This window comes from Marinobacter denitrificans (genome assembly GCF_008795955.1).
In the GTDB taxonomy this organism is placed as follows: Bacteria; Pseudomonadota; Gammaproteobacteria; order Pseudomonadales; family Oleiphilaceae; genus Marinobacter; species Marinobacter denitrificans.
The window spans coordinates 110,347-129,325 of the sequence record NZ_VMHN01000009.1; the positions used below are offsets into that span (position 1 = coordinate 110,347).

General features: G+C 59.2%; 14 protein-coding genes. 4 read left to right on the plus strand and 10 right to left on the minus strand.

From position 1 onward, the window contains the following. Positions 1-8: 8 nt before the first annotated feature. Complete coding sequence (gene nirB / locus FO268_RS19055) at positions 9-2,522, plus strand: nitrite reductase large subunit NirB (protein ID WP_150994842.1); 2,514 nt, start codon at positions 9-11, stop codon at positions 2,520-2,522. A 198-nt stretch (positions 2,523-2,720) separates the two neighbouring features. Next, a complete protein-coding gene (gene nirD / locus FO268_RS19060; protein WP_150994843.1) occupies positions 2,721-3,089 on the plus strand; it encodes a nitrite reductase small subunit NirD in 369 nt (122 codons plus the stop codon). A gap of 158 nt (positions 3,090-3,247) precedes the next feature. Here nirD and FO268_RS19065 read toward each other — a convergent pair whose 3' ends face one another. Further along, positions 3,248-6,403 carry an efflux RND transporter permease subunit gene (locus FO268_RS19065; RefSeq protein WP_150994844.1) on the minus strand — a complete coding sequence of 1,052 codons (3,156 nt, stop codon included), beginning with the start codon at positions 6,401-6,403 and terminating at the stop codon, positions 3,248-3,250. After that, a complete protein-coding gene (locus FO268_RS19070) occupies positions 6,403-7,485 on the minus strand; it encodes an efflux RND transporter periplasmic adaptor subunit (RefSeq protein ID WP_225316869.1) in 1,083 nt (360 codons plus the stop codon). Before FO268_RS19070 ends, FO268_RS19065 begins: the two co-directional genes overlap by 1 nt. A 204-nt stretch (positions 7,486-7,689) precedes the next feature. On the opposite strand from FO268_RS19070, the gene FO268_RS19075 reads away from it, so the two are divergent. After that, on the plus strand, positions 7,690-9,057 hold the full coding sequence (locus tag FO268_RS19075) for a WS/DGAT/MGAT family O-acyltransferase (protein ID WP_150994845.1): 1,368 nt from the start codon (positions 7,690-7,692) through the stop codon (positions 9,055-9,057). A 3-nt stretch (positions 9,058-9,060) separates the two neighbouring features. On the opposite strand, the gene FO268_RS19080 is transcribed toward FO268_RS19075, so the two are convergent. The 8 genes from FO268_RS19080 to FO268_RS19115 form a co-directional block, all read right to left on the minus strand. Further along, the gene (locus FO268_RS19080) at positions 9,061-9,468 is read right to left on the minus strand and encodes an NINE protein (RefSeq protein ID WP_191966996.1); all 408 of its coding nucleotides are present in this window, start codon (positions 9,466-9,468) and stop codon (positions 9,061-9,063) included. A 48-nt stretch (positions 9,469-9,516) separates the two neighbouring features. Further along, entirely contained in the window at positions 9,517-10,662 is a 1,146-nt protein-coding gene (locus FO268_RS19085; protein ID WP_150994846.1) for an iron-containing alcohol dehydrogenase, read from the minus strand. Between the two features lie 44 nt (positions 10,663-10,706). Then, on the minus strand, positions 10,707-12,092 hold the full coding sequence (locus tag FO268_RS19090; RefSeq protein ID WP_150994847.1) for an aldehyde dehydrogenase family protein: 1,386 nt from the start codon (positions 12,090-12,092) through the stop codon (positions 10,707-10,709). A 9-nt stretch (positions 12,093-12,101) separates the two neighbouring features. Continuing rightward, positions 12,102-13,469 (minus strand): glutamine synthetase family protein, encoded by a 1,368-nt coding sequence (locus tag FO268_RS19095; RefSeq protein ID WP_150994848.1) that lies wholly within the window; start codon positions 13,467-13,469, stop codon positions 12,102-12,104. A 101-nt stretch (positions 13,470-13,570) separates the two neighbouring features. Further along, positions 13,571-14,617 carry a TRAP transporter substrate-binding protein gene (locus FO268_RS19100; RefSeq protein WP_150994849.1) on the minus strand — a complete coding sequence of 349 codons (1,047 nt, stop codon included), beginning with the start codon at positions 14,615-14,617 and terminating at the stop codon, positions 13,571-13,573. 90 nt (positions 14,618-14,707) lie between these two features. Then, complete coding sequence (locus tag FO268_RS19105) at positions 14,708-16,030, minus strand: TRAP transporter large permease (RefSeq protein WP_150994850.1); 1,323 nt, start codon at positions 16,028-16,030, stop codon at positions 14,708-14,710. Beyond that, complete coding sequence (locus tag FO268_RS19110) at positions 16,030-16,536, minus strand: TRAP transporter small permease subunit (RefSeq protein ID WP_150994851.1); 507 nt, start codon at positions 16,534-16,536, stop codon at positions 16,030-16,032. Before FO268_RS19110 ends, FO268_RS19105 begins: the two co-directional genes overlap by 1 nt. Positions 16,537-16,721: 185 nt before the next feature. Next, the gene (locus FO268_RS19115; RefSeq protein WP_150994852.1) at positions 16,722-17,828 is read right to left on the minus strand and encodes a helix-turn-helix transcriptional regulator; all 1,107 of its coding nucleotides are present in this window, start codon (positions 17,826-17,828) and stop codon (positions 16,722-16,724) included. A gap of 243 nt (positions 17,829-18,071) precedes the next feature. Between FO268_RS19115 and FO268_RS19120 the strand changes: the two genes are divergently transcribed. Continuing rightward, positions 18,072-18,962 (plus strand): metal-dependent hydrolase, encoded by an 891-nt coding sequence (locus tag FO268_RS19120; protein WP_150994853.1) that lies wholly within the window; start codon positions 18,072-18,074, stop codon positions 18,960-18,962. The last annotated feature ends 17 nt before the right edge of the window (positions 18,963-18,979 follow it).

The window sequence follows — 18,979 nt, forward strand, 5'->3', positions numbered from 1 at the left end:
GAATTACCATGAGCAAAAAAACCCTGATCGTGATTGGCAACGGCATGGTCGGCCACCATTTCCTGGAGCAACTGGTGGCAACGCCCGCTGCAGCGGACTTCGACATCAAGGTATTTGGCGAAGAGAAGCTGCTGGCGTATGACCGGGTTCATCTGTCCGAATATTTCGGCGGTTCCACCCACGCCGACCTGGCCATGGGTACCGCCGACTGGTACGGGGAAAACAACATCGACCTGCGCCTGGGTGAGCAGGTCACGGCTATCGACCGTGCCAAACAGACCATCACCACGCCCATGGGCGACTACGCCTATGACGAACTGGTGCTGGCTACGGGTTCCTATCCGTTCGTGCCGCCCATCAAGGGCAACGAGCACCCCCATTGTCTGGTGTACCGCACCCTGGAAGACCTGGACAGCATCCGCGCCAGTTCAGAAGGTGCCAAAACTGGCGTTGTGGTGGGCGGCGGCCTGCTGGGACTGGAAGCGGCTAATGCCCTCAAGAGCCTGGGCCTGGAAGCCCATGTGGTGGAATTCGCACCGCGCCTGATGCCGGTGCAGCTGGACGCCGACGGCGGCGCCCTGCTCAAGCGCAAAATTGAGGAGCTGGGTGTGCAGGTTCACACCGAGAAAGCGACCACAGAGATTGTTGAGGGCGAGGACGCCCGCTTGCGGATGAACTTCAGCGACGACACCCACCTGGAAACCGACCTGATCGTGTTCTCCGCCGGCATCCGCCCCCAGGACGCCCTGGCCCGTTCCAGCGAGCTGGCCATGGGTGAGCGCGGTGGTATTGTCATCAACGATCAGTGCACCACCTCTGACCCGCACATTCACGCCATCGGCGAGTGCGCCCTGTGGAGCGAGAAGATCTTTGGCCTGGTGGCGCCCGGCTATACCATGGCCCGCACCCTGGCATCGGTACTGAACGGCGACCGGGAAGCGGCCTTTAGCGGCGCCGACATGAGCACCAAGCTCAAGCTGCTGGGTGTGGATGTGGGCTCCATCGGCGATGCCCATGCCACGACACCCGGCGCCCGCAACATCCGCTTCAACGACGAACAGGCCGGCCATTACCGCCGCATGGTGATCAGCGAAGATGGCAAGAAATTGCTGGGTGCCATCCTGGTGGGCGACAACAGCCATTACGACACCCTGCTGCAGTACGCCCTCAACGGCATCGAGCTGCCACAGCAGCCGGAAACCCTGATCCTGCCGGAAAGCCAGGGCGGCGCCCCGACTCTCGGCCCGGATGCCCTGCCGGAAACCGCCTCCATCTGCTCCTGCCACAACGTGTCCAAGGGCGACATCTGCGGCGTTATTGACGCCGGCTGCAGCGACCTGGGTTCAGTCAAGGCGGAAACCAAGGCCAGCACTGGTTGCGGAGGCTGTGCGGCCCTGCTGAAGAATGTGGTGGATAGTGAACTGGAAAAACGCGGCGTAGAAGTCAGCAAGGACATCTGCGAACACTTTCCGTACAGCCGCCAGGACCTGTTCAACATCGTCAAGGTGAACGGCATCCGCACTTTCCGCACGCTGATCCGTGACCACGGCAAGGGCCACGGCTGCGACATCTGCAAGCCAGCGGTGGCGTCAATACTCGCCACCTGCTGGAACGAGCACATCCTGGCTACCGACCATGTGCCGCTGCAGGACACCAACGACACCTTCATGGCCAACATGCAGAAGAACGGCACCTACTCTATTGTGCCGCGCATTCCGGGTGGTGAGATTACCCCGGACAAGCTGATTGTGCTGGGGGAAGTGGCCAAGGAGTACGATCTCTATACCAAGATCACCGGCGGCCAGAGGGTGGACCTGTTCGGTGCCACCCTGAGCCAGTTGCCGGAGATCTGGGAAAAGCTCATCGCCGCCGGCTTCGAAACCGGCCACGCCTACGGCAAGTCCCTGCGCACGGTGAAATCCTGTGTTGGCAACACCTGGTGCCGCTACGGCGTGCAGGACAGCGTGGGCATGGCGATCACCCTGGAGAACCGCTACAAGGGCCTGCGCGCGCCCCACAAGGTGAAAATGGCGGTTTCCGGCTGCACCCGTGAATGCGCGGAAGCCCAGAGCAAGGACTTCGGCGTGATTGCCACGGAAAACGGCTGGAACCTGTACGTCTGCGGTAACGGCGGCATGCGCCCGCGCCATGGCGACCTGTTCGCCACCGACCTGTCCGACGAGGAGCTGATCCGCACCATTGACCGGGTGGTGATGTTCTATGTGCGCACGGCGGACCGCCTGCAGCGCACCAGTGTGTGGATGGAGAACCTGGAAGGTGGTCTGGACTATCTGAAGCAGGTGGTGCTGGAGGATAGCCTGGGTATCTGCGAGGAACTGGAGCAGCACATGGCTGATCTGGTGGGCACCTATCAGTGCGAGTGGAAGACTGCGGTTGAGGATCCTGAGAAGCGGAAGCGCTTCCGGGAGTTTGTTAATGCTCCTGAGAAGAAGGATCCGGTTCAGGAGTGGACCACCGAACGGGATCAGCGTAGGCCTCTGCTTGAGGGGGAGCCTGCTTAAGACTGTTGGCTTGGGGCGGAGCGCGGGGGTGCGAAATATTTTTCCTTGGGAAAAGAACTCGCTTCGCTCAGACATCTTTTCCTGGCGGAAAAAATTTCGCACCCCCACGCTCATCTGGGCACCAGTTATCGCTGGTTACAGACTAGTCCGGGCTCGAGCCCAAGTTTTGAATTAACCGTATTGAAATTGGAGAACGTTATGAAAGCACGCACTTCGTGGGACGTTGTTTGTACCGTTGATGATCTGGTGCCGGAATCCGGTGTGGCGGTGTGGACCGAGGACGGGCCGGTGGCAGTGTTTTATTTGCCGCATCGGTTGCCGGCTTTGTTTGCCATTAGCCATACCGATCCATTTACCGGTAAGAACGTGCTGGCACGGGGTATTACCGGCGACCTGAAAGGGCAACCGGTGGTTGCTTCACCGCTGTACAAGCAGCACTTCAACCTGCAGAGCGGTCAATGCCTGGAAGATGAGGAGGTCGCCGTTAAAACCTACCCGGTCCTCCTGGACGGCAACAACGTCCGGGTAGAAGTCCCGGCAGCGAACAAAGAATCAGCAGCGGCGTAACCGGTCATCACCGACCCCTGAAAGCGGCCCGGCAAAATGCCCGAAAAGCCGATTGGGGGGTGGGGTTATTTTTTCTGCCAGGAAAAAGGTGTCTGAGCGAAGCGAGTTCTTTTTCCCAAAGAAAAAATAACCCCACCCCCCGAAGCGGCGACTCCCCTTTACCGAACGGGCCGCTTGGCACGCCACCCGAGGACAAACACCGTAAGCGCCGGCAAAAAGGTAACAGTCACCGTAGCCGCCCCAGCCAGCCCAAACAGAACGATGGCACCCACACCGCGGTAAAGCTCGGTGCCTTCGCCCGGCAGGAAGACCAGCGGGGACAGGCCGCAGATGGTGGTCAGGGTGGTCATGGCGATGGGTCGCAGGCGGGTTTCCACGGCACCGGTGACCGCGTCCACCACCGACACATCCTTCAGCCGCAGATTCTGCCTTGCCTGTTCCACCACCAGGATCGGGTTGTTGACCACCGTGCCCATCAGGATCAGAAAGCCCAGCATGGTGATCATGTCGAAAGGCTGGCTCAGGGGCAGCAGGCCGATTTTTGGCAGCAGGCCACCCACTAGGTTCATCAACGCCAGGCCAACGATGCCGCCAGCAATGCCCAGGGGGATGGCCGTCAGGATCAGCAGTGGAAAGCCCCAGTGGGCGAAGATGGCCACCAGCAACAGGTACACGATCACCACCGCAATGATGAAATTACCACTCAGGGCATCGCGGGTGGCGTTTAGCTGGTCGCTGGCGCCGGAGATGTCTATGGACACGCCGGTGGGCAGCTCGCCACTATCACGCATCGCCTCCAGCAGTTCCGTCCGAACACGCTCAACGCCGGCTTCCAGCGGCACATCGTCTGGCGGGATCACATTGAGGGTAACGGTGCGACGGCCATCCAGCCGCCGGACTGTGCTGGTGTCCACGGTTTCCTCGATGGTCGCCAGGCTCGACAACGGCAGGGTCGCACCCTGGGGGGTGTGCACCATCACGTCAGGCAGCTGGTCCAGGCTCGGGTTCCTGCCCTCGCTGCCGTAGATGTAAATATCGATCTTGTCGTCATCCAGGAAGAAGTCGTCGACATAGGATCCTTCCGTCAGAGAGGCTACGGTGAAACCGATGGCCTCGGTGCCAAGGCCCAGCTCAGCAGCCCGGTCCCAGTCCGGCCGTACCTGGATCAACGGCTGGGCCAGTGACAGGGTTCGGGGTTGGGTCTGGATGCGGGGGTTGTCAAAAATCTCCCGGGCGCGGCCGTATGCGGTGTTGGCCACTTCGTAGATAGAGACCAGATCCGGTCCGGAGATATCCAGGTTGATGCTGCGGGTGCCGCCGTCGTTGCTGGAGATGATGGAGCCCTTGGCCGCAAAAGCCCGCATGCCCGGGAACTGCTCGTAGAACCCGGTAATCTGCTCCATCAGCGCTTCAATATGCCGGGCATTCACCGTTTCCGCGATGATCCGCACATTGGTGGGGCTCACCTGCATATTCAGATAGGCCAGGGGCGGTATCGGGGTGAAGCCACTTTCATAGGCCTCCGGGTCTGCCTGCACATGGGGCAGGAAGTGGGCTTCCACCTGTTTGGCGATGCTTTCCATCTCGGCGAGGTTGTAGCCCGGCGGGGCGTTCATGGAGGCGAAGGTTTTCGGCTCTTCGCCTTCCGGCAGGTATTCCGCCGGTGGGGTAAGGAACAGGATGATCCAGAAACTCAGTGCGATGGTGCCCAGTATCACCACGCCCCGCCGCACCGGCCCGCTCACCATACGTCGCACGGCACCGACGATGGCACCGGCCCAGCCACCGGATACGGTATTGCCGAACTGGTCGGTATCGGTTTCGCGGATGCCGAAATCCAGCCGTGCGCTCAGCATGGGGATGACGGTCACCGCCACCAGCATGGAGGCGAAGATGGCCGCAGAGATGGCAATGGCCACATCGGAGTAGAGCTGACCGGCTTCTTCCTCGATAAACAGTATCGGCAGGAACACCAGGATGGTGGTCATGGTGGAGGCCAGCACCGCCGGCCATACCTCCTGCACCCCCTTCAACGCCGACTCGAACTTGTCCAGCCCCAGGCGCCGGTGGCGCTCGATGTTCTCCAGCACCACGATACTGTTGTCCACCGTCATGCCGATAGCAAAGGCAACGCCTGCCAGGGAAATCACGTTGATGGTACGACCGGTGATCATCAGCCCCAGGAAGGCCGCGATGGCACACAGGGGAATCCCCACCACACCCACAAAGGTAGCCCGGGAAGAGCGCAGGAACAGGAACATGACCAGGGTGGCAAACACCGCACCAATCCCCAGATTGGTCCACACATTGGCCACCGAGGCTTCCACGTAGCGGGCGTCGTCAGCGGTCAGGGCCAGTTCCATGCCCTCTGGCTCCAGCACTTCGTCGTTGATGGTGGCGACTTCCTCCAGCATCGCTCGCTTGATATCTATGACGTTGGAGCCACTTTCCCGCCGCACCTGCAGGCCCAGAACCCTCTGGCCGTTGATGTAGGACAGTTCGCGGATACGGGAGTGATCCTGGCGCACGGTCGCGATGTCGGACAGCCTGACGACACTGTCGCCGGTGCGGGAGACCACAAGGTTACGCAGTTCCTCAATGTCACGGAATCGTCCGACCGTGCGCAGCAGGTATCGGCGCTTGCCGGCATCCACTTCGCCCCCGGACACGTCCTGGTTGCGACTGGTGATGGCGTCCCTCAGGTCCAGCAGGCTCAGGCCGCGCTGTGCCAGCTTCGCCTCATCAACGGTGATCTGCATCTGGCGGTCGGCACCGCCGCCTACGGAGACTTCCGAGACGCCGCGTACGCTCTCCATGCGGGGGCGGACCCGGTCCTCCACAAAGTCCCGCATCAGGTCGATGTCCAGCTCCCGCGGGTTGTCCGGCAAGGTTGAAACCCGGAAGTACATGAAGGCATTGGAGGAGAACGAGGCCGCCACAATACGCGGCTCGTCTACGTTCGTGGGGTAGTTGGAGACCTGGCTCAAGGCGTTGTTGACCTGAATCAGGGTCTCGGTGATGTCCACGCCGAAAGGAAACTCCAGCTCGATTTCGGCAGAACCGCTCGAGGCGGTGGAGGCCATTTTACTCAGGTTCGGCACATTGCGCAGATACCGTTCCTGCTCGATAAGGATTTCCTTCTCGATGTCCTGGGGGGTCGCGCCCGGCCACCGGGTCTCCACGGTGATGGTGCGGGTTTCCAGGTCCGGAATCATCTGCACCGGAATACGCAGCGCCGCAGCGGCACCGATAACGGCAACGATCAGCGTGATGACGGTAACCAGGGTGCCGTGGCGAATGACTCCGGCAAACATCAGCGGGAGCCCCGCTCGGCCAGCCTTACCCTGGCGCCGTCCTGCAGGGATTCATTTCCGCGGATCACCACCTGTTCGTTGCCTTCGAGACCACTGAGTATCTCCAGGCGGTTGTCAAAACCGGAGCCCAGCTCCACTCGTTTTTCCCGCACTTCGTAGAGGTCTTCATCGGCAGGCTCAGCGATCCAGACGGTCACACGGCCGTCGGGATAGCGGTTGATGGCGTCGCGGGACACGGTAAGCCCCTGGTCGCCCATGGCAACCCGCAGTGTTGCCTGAACAGCCATGCCGGGCAGAACGCCAAGCTTCTCCGGCCCGGTGGCCCGTAGCAGGAATGTCCTGGCACTGGGATCGCTGACCGGTACCAGGGCTTCGATCGTGACCGGTACCGGTTCCCGCCCCGAATCTCTGGCCTGCACCAGCAGCTTGGAGTCGTCAGTGATGCGCTGGTAATAATCCTGGGGTACGCGGAAATCCAGCCTGAGATTGGTGATGTCCACCAGGGTCAGCAGTTCATCACCGGGCGTCACCCATTCTCCGAGATCACTGGTACGAGTTGTCACGACACCATCAAATGGCGCTTCAATGCGGTGGCGATCCAGCACCACCTGGCGCCGTTTCTCTTCGGCACGGAGGCGCACATGAGCGGCTTCCGTAGCGGCCACTTCGCTCTCTCGGGCACTGACTTCTGTGGCAGCGATGTTTCGCCCTGCGCCCACCGAGCGGGCCTCACCCAGCCGCCGTTTTGCCTCTTCCAGCCGCACCCGGGCTTCTGACGCTTCCGCCCGGGCGCTTTCCAGCTCGAACCCGGCCTGCTCGTCGTCCAGACCAATCAGCAAATCGCCACGGGCAACCCTGTCACCCGTTTCAACCTCTACCCCTTCGACAAGTCCCGCCACCGCTGTGGACAGGCGAGAGGTGCGCAGAGCGTTAACGGTACCGTTCAGGCTGACTTCACTGATGATGTCGGACGTTTCAACCCGCTCCAGTTCAACCCCGGGCCGACCCTGAGCCTGGACCTGCGAAAGCGCAAAACACCACAACCCGGCTAAAATGCCCAGTTGCCTGACGATTGGTTCCACTATATGTCCCCTTTGTTCCAGCGCCGCTGTAGCGATGAACTCTGTCTTCCGAAGTTGTCCTGAACCTACGCCCTGAAATGCAGGACAGACCTGCCGGAATCTGACTTTCAGGCCTTTTTGGCCAGCAACCGCTACTTCCCCCGCCCCTTAAATGCTGCAACACTATGTGCCCCACAACAACCAGAACCATTCGAGATTCGCACTGTGAAACCACTGAGCCCGATAGACCAGGTGTTTCTGTGGCTGGAAAAACGCCAGCAACCCATGCACGTTGGCGGCCTGCAGCTCTTCTCCTTCCCCGACGGCGCACCGGATGACTACGTCGCCCGCCTGGCGGACCAGTTGCGGGAACAGTACACGGTGACTCCCCCGTTCGACCGGCGCCTGAACAACCGGTTCGGCCAGCCATTCTGGGTGGAAGACGAGCATCTGGACCTGGAGCACCATTTCCGGTTTGAAGCCCTGCCCACCCCGGGTCGTATCCGGGAATTGCTGGCGTTTGTCTCCGCCGAACACAGCCACCTGATGGATCGTGAGCGGCCGATGTGGGAGTTTCACCTCATTGAAGGGCTGAAAGACCGGCAATTCGCTGTATACATCAAGGTACACCACTCCCTGGTAGACGGCGTTTCTGCCATGCGGCTGTTCCAGCGCATGCTGTCCCAGGACCCGGATCAGCGGAACATGCCCCCAATCTGGGCTCTGCCCCTTCGCAGCCGCAATAACGCCGACGACAGCGGCCCGTCGATGTGGCACAACGTAGCCCATTTGCTCGGTGAATCCGGCAAACAGCTCGGTACAGTACCGGCCGTGACCAAAGCATTGCTGAGCACCGTCAACCGGGCGCGAAAGGACCCGGCCTACGACTCCATTTTCCACGCCCCGCAATGCGTCCTGAATGGAAAAATTACCGGCTCGCGTCGCTTTGCGGCTCAATCCTATTGTCTGAAGCGCATCAAGACGGTGTGCAAAGCTTACGAAACCACGGTCAATGATGTGGTCATGGCCATGTGCGCCACGGCGCTGCGCACTTACCTGATGAACCAGGATGCGTTGCCTGAGAAGCCCCTGGTGGCGATGGTTCCGGTTTCGCTACGCAAGGACGACAGTTCCGAAGGCAACCAGGTGGGCATTATCCTGGCGTCGCTGGGCACCCATCTGAACGACGCAGCTGAGCGGTTGCGCTATATCCATGAAGACGTGAAAGCCTCCAAAGAGCGCTACGCCAACATGTCTTCAGAGGAAATCCTGAACTACACCGCATTGTTGCTGGCACCAGCAGGCTTCAACCTGCTGACCGGTCTGGCGCCAAAGTGGCAGACCTTCAACGTGGTGATTTCCAACATACCCGGGCCAAAGGAACCCAGCTACTGGAATGGCGCTAGGCTAGAGGGGATGTATCCGGTGTCTATTGCCATGGACCGCATCGCTCTGAACATGACCCTGACGAGCTACTGCGACCAGGTAGAATTCGGCCTGATCGGCTGCCGCCGAACCCTGCCCAGCCTGCAACGGATGCTGGATTATCTGGAAGAAGGCCTGGCCGAACTGGAAAGCGCTGCCGGACTTTGAGGTTTAACCGAACCTCATTTCGCGGTTGCGTTCGGAGATCTGGCCATTCAGCGTCCAGAAATCATACAGCACCCCGACCAGGAACAGGCCGCCGGTTAGCAGGTAGATAATCCCGGTGATCCACTTGCCCATGTACATACGGTGGAGACCAAAAACGCCCAGGAACGTCAGCAGAATCCAACTGATGTTGTAACTCACCTCACCGGCTTCAAACCGTATGTCGGCTTCCCGATCCATGGTCGGTATCAGGAACAGGTCGATGATCCAGCCGATGAACAGCAGCCCCAGCGTAAAGAACCAGATGGTGCCGGTAATCGGCTTGCCGTAGTAGAACCGGTGAGAGCCCAGGAATCCGAAGATCCAGAGCAGGTAGCCGATGAGTTTGCTGTGGGTGTCCTGGGTGATTGCCATTTGGATTCCTTTTGGCGTGAGTTCTAGCCCGATTCGACAATAGATCAATCAGATGCAGGCTTCAAACAAAGCTCGCGTGTTTTCCGCTGTCATCCTCACCGGGTTGCCACCGGCACTGGGGTCTTCAAGGGCCATTCGGGTCATTTCCTCAATGCGATCCGTTCCCACCCCCATATCCCTCAAGCGCTCGGGCACCCCAAGCGATTCCCGCAACGTCATGATGAACCCGGTGAACCCGTCAAAACCGTTGGCAATGCCCAGGTAGCGAGAAATATCGTCGACCCGGTTTTCGATCGCCGGCCGGTTCATGGTGATGACCGACGGCAGTACCACGGCGTTGGTCATGCCATGGTGGGTGTTATAGATTGCACCTACTGAGTGGGAGACCGCGTGAGTGGCCCCCAGGCCTTTCTGGAAAGCCACTGCTCCCATGGCGGCAGCGACCAGCATCTGCCCGCGCGCCTCGATATCAGCGGCATCCGCGTACACCCGGGGAAGGTTTTCCTTCACCAGCCGCATGCCCTCCAGCGCAATGCCCTGGCTCATGGGATGGAAGTTGGGTGAACAGAAGGCTTCAAAACAGTGGATAAAGGCATCCATGCCCGTTCCCGCGGTAATGAACGGCGGCATACCAACGGTCAGTTCCGGGTCTGAGATAACAATCGACGACAGTATTCGTGGATGAAAGATGATCTTTTTGACGTGGGTCTGGCTATTGACGATGACGCTGGCTCGTCCGACTTCCGACCCCGTGCCCGCGGTCGTCGGCACTGCGATGATGGGCGCAATCACCTTGGCATCCGCGCGTTTCCACCAGTCACCGATATCCTCGAAATCCCACACCGGCCGGGTCTGACCGGCCATGAAGGCAAGCAGTTTTCCGAGGTCCAGCCCGGAGCCTCCGCCGAACGCGATCACACCGTCGTGGTTGCCATCAAGGTAGACCTTCCGGCCCGCTTCCATGTTGATTTCCGTGGGGTTGGGATCAACCTCTGAAAACATGGCTCGCCCAAGACCAGCCTGCTCCACTAGATCGAGGGTGTTCCGGGTGATGGGAAGGTTTGCCAACCCTCGGTCGGTTACCAGCAACGGCCGGGCTATGCCTGCCTCCCTGCAGCATTCGCCGAGTTCGGCAATGCGACCGGCACCAAAACGAATATCCGTGGGATAGGACCAGTTTGCGGAGAGTGTCATTGTCAGCCCCTTGTCAGAGAATCGGGTGGTCTGTTGATCCGGTTTCAGATCGCCGGTTTTTTCAGGTAGTACGATTTGGGACGCGTCAGGTTGTGGTAGCCGATGATCGAAAGCCCCCCACCGCGACCGGTGTTCTTGCAGCCGGTCCAGCAAAGCGCCGGGTCCAGGTAATCACAACGGTTCATGAACACCGTACCGGTTTCAATCTGATCGGCCACCCGGGTGGCCCGTTCAATGTCTCTGGTCCACAGGGACGCGGTCAGGCCGAATTCGCTGTCGTTCATCAATGCAACCGCTTCGGCGTCATCTCTAACTTTCATGATGCCGACCACCGGGCCAAAGGATTCCTCCCTCATGACCCGCATGGAATGGTCCACATCAATAAGGATCTGTGGCATCAAATAGGCGCCGCCCTGGTCAGGGAAGAGCCCGGGATCGATCAGGGCCCGGGCGCCGCTGGCAATGGCTTCCGCCGTCTGCTCACGGACATGGTCCGCAAAACGAACATGCGCCATCGGGCCGAGCGTTGTGGCCTTGTCCAGCGGATTGCCAAGCCGGTAGGCGCTGACGATGGCAACGGCTTTCTCAACGAACGCTTCAAATAGGCTTTCGGCAACGTAGATGCGCTCAATGCCGCAGCAACACTGGCCGGCATTAAACATGGCGCCGTCGATCAGTGTCTCCACGGCGGCATCCAGATCCGCATCGTCCATCACATAACCGGGGTCCTTACCGCCAAGTTCCAACCCGACGCCGGTAAAGGTGCCGGCAGCGGCTCGCTCAATGGCCCGTCCACCATTGACCGAACCGGTAAAATTCACAAAACCGAAGGCTTTTTCCGTGATCAGCGCGGACGTGGTCTCGTGGGACAGGAACACATTCTGGAATACCTCTGCCGGGATGCCAGCGGCGTGGAACGCCTCAGCCATGTGCTCACCGACCAGGGGTGTTTGTGAGGCGTGTTTGAGAAACACCGCGTTGCCGGCAATCAGCGCTGGGACAACCGTATTGACGGCGGTCATGTAGGGATAGTTCCAGGGCGCAACAACCAGCACGACACCATGTGGTTCACGCCGGATGTAGCGATGAAAGGAGGCGCTGTTTTCAATCTCGATGGGGGCCAGCCCTTCTTCCGCAAGATCGGCCATCATGCCGGCACGCTCGTCCACACCGCCGAACTCGCCGCCGTAGCGCACGGGCCGTCCCATCTGCCAGGCCAGCTTTTCAACGATGTCGTCGTTCATGTCGCCCAAACGGGCGATGCCGTTGCGGACCCGTTGAATCCGATCCGAAAGCGGCAGGGCGGCCCATTCGGACTGGGCGCTTTTTGCCCTGTCGACGGCCTCCAGCGCGGCTTCCAGGGAAAGCGTCGGGCGCTCCACGTACACGGAACCGTCGATGGGTGATATGCATTGAATGGTTGTGCTCATAGCTGTGTCCTACGCCTGCTCAAATCCACGTTTGACTTCGTAATCGGTGACCACACGATCAAAGTCTTCCTGCTCCCACTCCGCACAGCGCACATAGTGATCAATAACCTCGCTGCCCATGGCTTCCCGCAGCATGGTCGAGCCGCGTAACGACTCCGTGGCTGCCCTCAATGTGGCTGGAATACTGCGCGCGGACTCGGCGCCATAGGCATTGCCGGAGAACTCCGGCTCCAGCTCGAGCTTGCCTTCGATGCCGGCGATGGTGGCGGCAATCTGCGACGCCAGCGCCAGATACGGATTGAGGTCCGAGCCGCCGATGCGGCACTCCACCCGCACGGCATCCGTGTTCGGTGCAACAACCCGATAGCCTGCAGTGCGATTGTCGATGGACCAGACGGTACTGGTCGGCGCAAAGGTGCCGGCGGCAAACCGCTTGTACGAGTTAACGTATGGCGCGAGGAAGAAGGTGGTGTCGTTGGCGTATTCCAGCAGCCCGGCCAGCGCATGCTCCATGGTTCTGGACATGCCATGGGCGCCATTCGGGTCGTAGAAAACCGATTTGCCCGTGCTGTCCGAGAGGGCCTGATGGATATGGCTGGATGACCCGGCGGCATTGTGGTTCCACTTGGCCATGAAGCTCACACTGCGCCCATGCTGCCACGCGATTTCCTTGACGGCATTTTTCACCAGAACGTGGGTGTCTGCCATGGTGAGCGGGTCGGAGTAATGGATGTTGAGTTCGGCCTGCCCGGCGTCGGCCTCACCTTTGCTGCTTTCGACCGTAATGCCTGCCTGGTAGAGCCCGTTGCGAATCGGGCGCATAACATCTTCCTCACGGGTCGTCTGGAAGATGTGATAATCCTCATTATAGGGGCTGATGGGCGTCATTTGGTGGTATTGACGCTTTTGCATTTCCTCAAAGGTTTCCCGGAAGATGAAAAACTCCAGTTCAGTGGCCGTGGTCATCTTCAGCCCCATCGCCGACAGCCGTTCCAGCTGCTTTTTCAGGACTGCCCGTGGCGAGTGTGGAACGGGCTCGTGCGTGACGTGGTCAATCAGGTCACACAAGATGAAGGCGGTTCCCTCGAGCCACGGCAAACGTCGCAGCGTGGTCAAATCCGGCTTCATCACATAGTCGCCGTAACCGGCCGCCCAACTGGTCGAGGCGTAGTTCTCCACCGTTGTCATCTCCAGGTCGGTGGCCACCAGGTACTTGCAGCAGTGACTCTCCTCCCAGGCGGTGTCGATAAAGTACTGGGCCTGGAAGCGCTTGCCCATGAGACGCCCCTGCATATCCGGGATTGCTGCCACGACCGTATCAATCGTGTCGTCTTCTACACTCTTTTTCAGTTCTTTAAAGGACAGTTGAGCTGCCATCTCACGGCTCCGCAGTATCAGTTTGGCAAACAGACACCGCGTTCAGTGGCAACTGACATCCTACGGATTGCCACTGAACGCAGGGTTTCTTCACGACCCGCTCAGGTGTATCGATAGGGCCGTCCCGCTTTCTCCATTTTTTCGTTGTATTCCTTGAGAATCTTGACCACCCGCGCCTTGGTTTCGGATTCCTGGGCGATCTCGTCCCAGAAGACACGCGCCGCTTTTTCAACTTCCGCCCATTCGTCATCTGGGATGGTGGTCAGCTTCATTTTCGTGCCATCTGTACGCAGTTTGGCCTCGCCTCCCCAATACCACCACTGACGGTAATAGTGAGAGCTGTCCATGGTCAGTTTAAGCAGTTCCTTGAGATGATCCGGAAGCTCGTTGTAGCGATCCATATTGGCGAAGAAGGATCCCGCCCAGGCCCCGGAAATATTGTTGGTCAGGAAGTAGTTGGTCACATCCGCCCAGCCCACCGTGTAGTCCTCGGTTATGCCAGACCAGGCGATACCGTCCAGCTCGCCTGTCTGTACCGCGACTTCAATATCCTCCCAGGGAAGCTGAACCGGCACCACGCCGAACTGGCTCATGAAGCGGCCCGCCGTCGGGAAAGTAAATACGCGCTTGCCCTTGAGATCCGCAAGGCTGTGAATCGGCTCTTTGGTGGCAAAATGGCAGGGATCCCAGGCACCGGCAGACAGGTGCTTGACCCCCACCCTGGAATATTCCTCATCCCAGATTTCGTTGAGCCCGTATTGATTAAACAGCACGGGCACGTCCAGCGAATAGCGGCTGGCGAACGGGAAATAGCCCCCGAAGACAGTCACCTCGGTGGGCGAGGCCATGGAGTCATCGTCGGACTGAACCGCGTCAATGGTGCCTTTCTGCATGGCGCGGAACAGTTCCCCCGTGGGCACAAGCTGATCGGCAAAATAGAGCTCGATCTGCATCTCTTTGCCGGCAATACGGTTGAAACTGTCGATCGCAGGTTTGACCACATGCTCAGCCAGGGCCGGCCCGGCGTATGTTTGCAGTCGCCATCGTATTTTTGGCTCCTGCGCGTAAAGTCTGGGCGGCGTAAAGGCGGCGGCCCCTGCGAGTGCTGCTACGGATGCTGATGCGAGAAATTTACGTCTTGTGGTCATGTCGACCTCCTTGACTGACGCTTGTTATGGAAGCCGGCCGGCCTCCGGGGTGTTACTCGACATTCGTACTCATCCAAAAACCTTGACGACTCACTTGTTGTAAACGTACTCCGGCAGCCAGAGCGCGATCTGTGGAAACGCCATGATCAGCGCCAGTGCCACCAGCATCACGCAGACGAACGGGAGAATCGAACTGTAGATATCGCGCAGGGAAATCTCAGGTGGCGCCATGGCCCGCATCAGGAACAGGTTGTAACCGAAAGGAGGCGTCATGTAGGCGATCTGGGTGGTAATCGTGTAGAGCACCCCATACCAGATCAGATCAAATCCAAGGACCGCCACAAGCGGTACGTACAGGGGCGCGACGATCACCAGCATTGCGGTATCGTCCAGGAAGGTGCCCATCAGCAGAAACGACAGCTGCATCATGATCAGGATCATCCAGGGATTGAGCCCCAGTTGCTCGGTAAACAGATTGTCGATGGCCCTGACTGCGCCCAGCCCGTCAAACACCGCCCCGAAACCCAGGGCGGCGAGGATGATCCACATGAACATGCAGGAAATAGCCAGCGTCTGTCGAACGGAAGCCTCAAACACCGTCCGGGTCATCCGGCGTTTGAGGATCGCCGCGACGAAGGCCGTCATGGCGCCGATGGCCGAACTTTCCACCAGGCTGGTCCAGCCTTTGACAAACGGCACCATCATAGAGGCGAAAATAACGACCGGGAGAACTCCGGCACGCAACAGGCGTAACTTCTCACCCAGGCTGACCTGGCGCTCCTCTTTTGGCAGCACAGGCCCAAGTTCCGGCTGAAGGCGACAACGCACGGCAATGTAGACGATAAACATCACGGCCATGATCAGCCCGGGCACAACGCCGGCCAGCCAAAGCTGCCCCACCGGCTGGCGGGCAATCATGGCGTACAGCACCAGCACTACCGAGGGCGGCACCAGAATGCCCAGGGAGGACCCCGCCTGAACCACGCCAGTCACCATCCGCTTGTCGTAGCCTCGCCGTAGCAATTCGGGCAGGGCAATGGTGGCACCGATGGCCATACCGGCAACCGACAGTCCGTTCATTGCCGACACAAGCACCATCAGGCCAATGGTGCCAATGGCAAGCCCGCCATGAATGGGCCCCATCCAGACGTGAAACATTCGGTAGAGGTCATCGGCGATTTTCGATTCCGAAAGCACATAGCCCATGAAGATAAACATTGGTAGTGTCAGCAGCGGATACCAGTTCATCAGTTTCATGGCGGATGAGAAGGGAATATCGGAACCACCTACTCCCCACAGCGCCAGCGCTGACGCTGCCGCAACGGCACCAATTGCCCCAAATACCCGCTGGCCGGTCATCAGCATCAACATCATCGAGGCGAACATGAAAATCGCTATGAAATCGTAAGACATCAGACGTCTTCTCCCCGAATACGGGCGATGTCTTTGAAAAGCTCCGATACCGCCTGCAACAACATGAGTGAGAAGCCGATGCACATCACCACCTTGATCGGCCACATGTAGGGTCGCCACGCGGATGCGCTGCGTTCGCCGTATTGCATCGAATAGCTGGTGCTGTCATAGGCGCCGTATAGGAGTACGCCCAGAAAGAAAATCAGGAAGAGAATGGTGAAGACATCAAACCAGGCTTTTTTGCGGGCCGACCAGTTGCCGTAGAACAGGTCCATGCGCACATGGGCGTCCAACTGGATCGAATAGGGCCCACCCAGGACGTAATACGCCACCATGGCAAACTGCGCGGCTTCGAGCGTCCATAAAGAGGGAAAGAAAAACGCTTTGGAAATGGACGACCACAGCAGAATTGCGACCATAACAAAGATGCCGTACATCACCGCTCTGCCAATACGGTAATTTACAGCATCCACGAATCGGATGTATCCGTTGACGAAAGGTGGCATCTACAGACCCCACTCAATGCGTTAGCGAGCCAGTCAGATAGCCGCCCGGCCATGGACTGCTGTCGTTCCCTGGTCGCAATCAGGTTATTGCGATAATCAATCGCAACAATGGCCTGTTTTTTCTATAACCGAACTTTCAAGCTAGCACAGCATTTTTAACCTGTCGCCTTACCGGAAGGTTTTTGTCACGGCCCCACCTCAGGCGCCGGATCCGGACCACCCTCGCGGAATTCGCTGGCGGACTTGCCGGTCCACTTGCGAAACGCCCGGCTGAAGTTCGAAAGATCCGCATACCCAAGCTCATAGGCAATCTCGCTGACCGACTGATTGGTATACCGCAAAAGCTGAATGGCCCGGTCCTTCAGGACAGCCTCGACAATTTCGCGGTAAGTGGTGTCCTTTTCCGCCAGCCGGCGTTTCAGGGTTCGGGATGACACGCAGAAACGTTCCGCCATGGCCTCCAGAGAAGGCAGCGGCCCCGGCATCATGTGGAGCATATTACGAATAGCGTAGGTGATATCGCCCTGGTCTCTGAGCGCTTTCTGGAGCTCGAACTCGCATTGGTCCCGCGCCATACGCGACGCCTCTGCGTCCGCCAGCCGCATCCGGGTGTCCAGCAGGCCCTTGGGGAACACCATGGTTTCTTCCGGTTGGCCATATTCGAAAGGCACTGGCAACTGGGGCGCAAACTTGCGGTAGTAGGCTGGTTCCGGTGACGTCAGCTGCACTTTCACGCCAGGGAGTTTGCCGTCCGCCAGCGGGAAGCCCCGCTTGGCCGCATCTTCACGGTCGAGCAGTTGCTCCGCCAGCATCATCAGGGTCGCGCTGACGGTTTCCGCCAGAAAGCGGTATTGGGTGGGCACGTCGAATTCGGACTTTAACCGCACCAGCACATGATCACCGGTGTCGGTCAGGGTCATGGTCAGGAAGGGGACTCGCAGTTGCAGGTACCGCCGTACCGAATCCAGGGCGCCGGCGAGGGTGGGGCTGGTCAGGGCCGCAAAGCCGAGGGTACCGTGGATAGTTACCCGCAGCTCGCGGGCCAGCATGAAACTCAGGCCGTCCTTACCGGCCAGGTCCAGGGCCCGTTCCACCATCACGATGGCGTCGGTGACGAATACCCGGCTGTCGTTGGACTTCAGGTCCTGAGGGGCGAAATCCATGCCCTCATACAGGCTGCGGTCGTTATAGCCCAACTGGCGAACCACATCGGCCAGCACCCGGAGATACACACCGGGAACCAGGAACAGTCCCAGCATTTGCCGTTCTTTTTCCGGGCCCGGGTTTGCCATGCAGGTTCCTTTTATTGTTAGAGAGTTGTTGTGAGCCGAATCATTGTTACCGATGCTATCAGAAGCCCGCCACAGCGGCACTGTGACTGGAGGCACCCGCAAGCACGTCAGCACAGTCAATCGGGGCCAGCTCTGGCCCTTACTCCACGATGCCCGTCCCTTTTTCGCATTCAAAGCCTGCCTTGACTCACCCACACTGGATTCATCACATCAGCCATAGCGCCTGAGCGCAGGAGTACTGACATGCTGAGAATGAAAACCCCTGAGTCAAAGCCGGTAGCCCGAACACCGGACAACGTCGCCATCAAACCACAGCGTATGGGTTTCGAGTTCGGGGAGAAGGTGCCCCGTTACTGGCTCGACAACAGCTACACCCTGAGCCACACCATGAATGCTCTTTCGGTACTGTTTCCGCAAGGCGAGCAGTTTTTCGTGGATTCGGTTCGCTATTACCAGGACCGGATCAAAGACCCCAAACTGAAAAAAGAGGTCAGGGGCTTTATCGGCCAGGAAGCCATGCACTCCTTGGAGCACAAAGCCATGAACCAGCATGTGCGGGACCAGGGCATGCCGGTGGAGGAGCTGGAAGAACACCTGGAAGTGGTTCTGGGCATTGCCAAGAAGCTGCCAAAACGTCACCAGCTGGCCATTACTTGCGCCCTGGAGCACATGACGGCAATGATGGCAGACATGCTGCTGGCGCGGGACGACGTTCGCGACGACATGCACGAAACCATGCGTCCGCTGTGGGTATGGCATGCCATTGAGGAAACCGAGCACAAGGCGGTGACCTACGACGTGTTCAACCAGGTTGGCGGCACCTACGCCGAGCGTACTTTCTACCTGGCATTCAGCACCGCGGCACTGGGTGTGATGGCCAGCTACTTCACAACCCGGATGATGCTCAACGACCGTAAGAACTTTTCGCTGAAGGACACTGCCCATGGTTTGTGGCGAATGTGGGGCAAAAACGGGACCTTCTCAAGCCTGGCCCCGACCTGGCTGGAATACTTCAAACCCGGCTTCCATCCCTGGGACCATGACAACAGCGAGTTGATTGCCCGATTCAAGGAACAGATCAACCAATACATTGCACCGCAGTACCAGAAGGGTAACCGCCGGACCATTCAGTGATGGGTGGTCTGACACCG

What these genes read in the sequence shown, in the direction of transcription:
- nirB (WP_150994842.1), top strand. Translation starts at nt 9, where the DNA reads ATGAGCAAAAAAACCCTGATCGTGATTGGCAACGGCATGGTCGGCCAC.
- nirD (WP_150994843.1), top strand. Translation starts at nt 2,721, where the DNA reads ATGAAAGCACGCACTTCGTGGGACGTTGTTTGTACCGTTGATGATCTG.
- FO268_RS19065 (WP_150994844.1), bottom strand. Translation starts at nt 6,403, where the DNA reads ATGTTTGCCGGAGTCATTCGCCACGGCACCCTGGTTACCGTCATCACG.
- FO268_RS19080 (WP_191966996.1), bottom strand. Translation starts at nt 9,468, where the DNA reads ATGGCAATCACCCAGGACACCCACAGCAAACTCATCGGCTACCTGCTC.
- FO268_RS19085 (WP_150994846.1), bottom strand. Translation starts at nt 10,662, where the DNA reads ATGACACTCTCCGCAAACTGGTCCTATCCCACGGATATTCGTTTTGGT.
- FO268_RS19090 (WP_150994847.1), bottom strand. Translation starts at nt 12,092, where the DNA reads ATGAGCACAACCATTCAATGCATATCACCCATCGACGGTTCCGTGTAC.
- FO268_RS19095 (WP_150994848.1), bottom strand. Translation starts at nt 13,469, where the DNA reads ATGGCAGCTCAACTGTCCTTTAAAGAACTGAAAAAGAGTGTAGAAGAC.
- FO268_RS19100 (WP_150994849.1), bottom strand. Translation starts at nt 14,617, where the DNA reads ATGACCACAAGACGTAAATTTCTCGCATCAGCATCCGTAGCAGCACTC.
- FO268_RS19105 (WP_150994850.1), bottom strand. Translation starts at nt 16,030, where the DNA reads ATGTCTTACGATTTCATAGCGATTTTCATGTTCGCCTCGATGATGTTG.
- FO268_RS19110 (WP_150994851.1), bottom strand. Translation starts at nt 16,536, where the DNA reads ATGCCACCTTTCGTCAACGGATACATCCGATTCGTGGATGCTGTAAAT.
- FO268_RS19115 (WP_150994852.1), bottom strand. Translation starts at nt 17,828, where the DNA reads ATGGCAAACCCGGGCCCGGAAAAAGAACGGCAAATGCTGGGACTGTTC.
- FO268_RS19120 (WP_150994853.1), top strand. Translation starts at nt 18,072, where the DNA reads ATGCTGAGAATGAAAACCCCTGAGTCAAAGCCGGTAGCCCGAACACCG.